This window comes from Pseudoalteromonas sp. S4741 (genome assembly GCF_005886135.1).
Classification (GTDB): Bacteria; Pseudomonadota; Gammaproteobacteria; order Enterobacterales; family Alteromonadaceae; genus Pseudoalteromonas; species Pseudoalteromonas tetraodonis.
In genome coordinates this window covers 1-3,673 of the sequence record NZ_PNCN01000222.1, presented here as the reverse complement: position 1 = coordinate 3,673, position 3,673 = coordinate 1, and the positions used below count along the sequence as shown (strand labels likewise).

Annotated in this window: 1 protein-coding gene and 6 tRNA genes; 5 read left to right on the top strand and 2 right to left on the bottom strand. The window is 37.9% G+C overall.

Annotation, left to right across the window (positions count from 1 at the left end; all coding sequences use genetic code 11):
* Nucleotides 1-26: 26 nt before the first annotated feature.
* Both CWC30_RS17880 and CWC30_RS17875 read right to left on the bottom strand, forming a co-directional pair.
* A tRNA-Glu gene (locus tag CWC30_RS17880) sits at nucleotides 27-102 on the bottom strand.
* Nucleotides 103-138: 36 nt separating this feature from the next.
* A tRNA-Ala gene (locus CWC30_RS17875) sits at nucleotides 139-214 on the bottom strand.
* Nucleotides 215-876: 662 nt separating this feature from the next.
* On the opposite strand from CWC30_RS17875, the gene CWC30_RS17870 reads away from it, so the two are divergent.
* The 5 genes from CWC30_RS17870 (at nucleotide 877) to CWC30_RS17845 (ending at nucleotide 3,577) form a co-directional block, all read left to right on the top strand.
* Nucleotides 877-952: transfer RNA gene (locus CWC30_RS17870), tRNA-Val, on the top strand.
* Between the two features lie 149 nt (nucleotides 953-1,101).
* Nucleotides 1,102-1,177, top strand: a tRNA-Val gene (locus CWC30_RS17865).
* A gap of 170 nt (nucleotides 1,178-1,347) precedes the next feature.
* Nucleotides 1,348-1,423 (top strand) — tRNA-Val (locus tag CWC30_RS17860).
* Between the two features lie 43 nt (nucleotides 1,424-1,466).
* A tRNA-Val gene (locus tag CWC30_RS17855) sits at nucleotides 1,467-1,542 on the top strand.
* 403 nt (nucleotides 1,543-1,945) lie between these two features.
* Nucleotides 1,946-3,577, top strand: a complete 1,632-nt coding sequence (locus CWC30_RS17845) for a response regulator (protein ID WP_069439987.1) — start codon at nucleotides 1,946-1,948, stop codon at nucleotides 3,575-3,577.
* The last annotated feature ends 96 nt before the right edge of the window (nucleotides 3,578-3,673 follow it).

Here is a 3,673-nt window from a genome sequence, read left to right as displayed (position 1 = left end):
TCACTTCCCTATTTAAAATAAGTAAGTGGCGTCCCCAAGGGGATTCGAACCCCTGTTACCGCCGTGAAAGGGCGGTGTCCTAGGCCTCTAGACGATGGGGACACAGAAAACTGTTACCCTAGGACAAGCACTAAAAATTGGTGGAGCTATGCGGGATCGAACCGCAGACCTCTTCGCTGCCAGCGAAGCGCTCTCCCAGCTGAGCTATAGCCCCAACTTATTCAATACGCTCGGTGATAATCACGTCGTGTATCGCTTAGTGCGGGGCGCATTCTATGCACCCCCCAAAATAAAGTCAACAGTTTTTTATGCGACATTATTTAAATGGTTTAAATTTCAACAAACTGGCTATCATACGTGCTAAAAAACAGATTTTCATACTAATTTAGATGTCACGTTGCGCTTTACGTTGTTGTACTCGCCACATGTATACGACTGAGTACCCTATTCAACCGATAATATGAGTTTGAATATGATTTAAAGGGTATACATTTATATGCAAATTAGCTTGGTGCTGTTTTACTACTAAAAAAGCGCTGTTCATTGGCATGTTAAACTTTAAATAACTTTTATTACCCGCTAATTTGTATCACGCAATACAATTATTGAAAGTTAGCCTTTTATTACATAAATATTTTATTGTTTATCCCACCACCAATGATATCTATTTAGTCTACGCCGCCGACTTTAAATAAACATTAAGCTTAACAATTGTTCGTTTAATATTAGTTTGTTGATAAAGTGAACACCGTTCGCACTGTATTGTTTATAAAAGCTTCATTCAGCACATTTTTATCATTCAAGTGTTGACACATTTGCAACTCTATCTATAATAGCGCCCCACAACAACGCAGCAATGTGGTGTTGTTTAGATGCGGGTGATTAGCTCAGTTGGGAGAGCATCGCCCTTACAAGGCGAGGGTCACTGGTTCAAGTCCAGTATCACCCACCACATTTTAATGTGTCGTATCTAATATACTATATGGTGCGTTAGCTCAGTTAGAAAAAAGAGAGCTCACCGTTATTTACAAGTAACGGCAAGGTTCACTGGTTAAAGTCCAGTACTATTAAACTTTAATAGTAGCGTTTGAATTTATATGTGGGTGATTAGCTCAGTTGGGAGAGCATCGCCCTTACAAGGCGAGGGTCACTGGTTCAAGTCCAGTATCACCCACCACATATAAAACCTATTGTTATATCAATAGTGATATGTATTAAAATTGTAATATGGGTCGTTAGCTCAGTTACAAAAAATGAGAGCATCACCGCTATTTACAAGTAACGGCGAGGTTCACTGGTTAAAGTCCAGTACTATTTATTTTAATAGTAGCGTTTTAATTTATATGTGGGTGATTAGCTCAGTTGGGAGAGCATCGCCCTTACAAGGCGAGGGTCACTGGTTCAAGTCCAGTATCACCCACCACATATAAAAATTTATTATATAAACATGTGTAAATTTGTAATATGGGTCGTTAGCTCAGTTGGGAGAGCATCGCCCTTACAAGGCGAGGGTCACTGGTTCAAGTCCAGTACGACCCACCATTCTTTGAATGGTGCATATTACAAAAATCAAACCTTCTAGTATCATCTTCCATTTTAATATTCATTATCCGCCACTCTTTTAGTTCACGTTCAGTATTAATTGCCATTTAGAAATTCGTTATCAAGCAATTCTTCGGTTTCAAAAAATCAGTATTACCAATCTCATGCCAAAAACCTATCTTCCGAGTTTTATTATCTCCAAAATCATTTTTTTTAACTTACTTTATTACGCGTGCTACCCATTTACTTTAAATGGTTTTTTAGGTCTTTTAAGATAAAAATATAAACCTTTAGAATTAATTTGCTTAATAAACTCTCATCTTCGAAGCGAATCTTTAAATTACCTTGTAAGCGTCTAAACTGTTGATTATAGTCTGTGTTAAATTCAATTACGCTTAAGCCAATGTCTAAAAATATTTTTAATGAAGCAAAAATACTGATTGTAGAAGAGCAGCCACTTGCTCAAAGCTACATGAAACAGTCGCTCGAAAAAATTGGCTTTGGACATATGCGTTTTGCAGATCATGCTCTAGCGGCAAAAGAACAATGCTTACATGAAGAATTTGACTTGGTAATTTGCTCTTTTAATCTAAGCAAACGCCAAGATGGCTACCAGCTTTATGAAGAATTACGCGCTAAAGCATTAATAAAACACTCTACTGGGTTTATTTTTACATCTGCGGAAACTAGCGGAGAGTTAGTTCACAGTGTATTAGAACTTCAACCCGATGACTTTTTAGTAAAACCCTTCTCTGTACAAGAATTAAGAGTGCGCATAGAGCGTATTCTCAAACGTAAAAGCGACTTAAAAGCTATATACACTTTAATTGATGACGATAACCAGTCTAAAGCATTAAAACAAATTAATGCCCAACTCGATAAAAGTAATAAATACAGCCCTATTCTGCTTAGATTAAAAGGTAATATTTTACTGGCGCTAAAACAAAACCAAGAAGCGAAAGACTTTTTTAAGTCAGTTTTGAATATTCAAAAATTTGCATGGGCAAAAGTAGGATTGGTAGAAGCCTTAATTGCTAACAATGAGCATATTTTAGCTCAACGCATGCTTAAAACTATGCTTGAACGTAATGAAACACGACTAGTTGCATTAGACTTATTAGGGCGTTTAGAAATAAAACTAAACCAATTTGAGCTAGCCCAAGAGTTTTTAAGCCAAGCGGCACATATTGCTCCACGTAATATAGACCGTCAAAAGTCACTGAACAGCGTATCGCTCATTAACAGAGACTACGAAACCAGCTACTTAACTCAAAAGGATATTGCCACTTTTGCTAAGTACTCTATGCATGATAGCCCAGACATTTATTTAAATGCCGCTCGTGCTGGGATTGATTTTGCACTAACCACAGATCAAAGTGACCAAATAAACAGAATCTCCCGTCAAACAAATAAATATATTAATGAGCTAAAAACTCAATTCCCAACCAGTAATGCGCAAACTCAAATCGATGTGCTCAATGCACGCCTTTATTATTTAAAAGATGAACATAAAAAAGCGAAACAGTTGATTGAACAACTTGATGACAGCGATACTCAAATACGTTCAGTAGATGGTGCCCTAGACAAGGCAAAAGCACTGCATGAATTAGGTTTTCACCAAAAGGCGCAAGCGCTATTTAGCCAAATTATTGATCATTGCGAACGTCACCCAAGTAGAAGCGATGCTACTTACTTGCGTTATATACAGCAACAGCAAAGTGAAAGACGTGATATTAAAATGGGGCCGAAAGAACTTAACAATCATGCTGTTAAGCAGTTTGAGCGCGGCCAATTAAATGCTGCCTTAGAGGCATTCAGCCAAGCATTTAGGGTCATGCCACACAATCCAAGTATTGCGCTTAACTTGTTACAATGTTTAGTGGATAAGTCAAAAAAACAGGGGGACTCTTTCAATAGTGTGCTGGCTCAAAAGTGCTTTAAACTATTAAAAAAATCCCCCTTAGCTGAAGAGCAATCGGAGCGGTTCGATAAACTACTTCAGATTGCTAAAGAAATGAAACTAGAGATTAGTTAGGGCCTGTTTGGAATTGATGCTACGTTATCGCCTATTTATGGGGGAGTAACCACACCACATAGGCGCTGCCTTGCCTAAATCCCAAACAGACTGCTT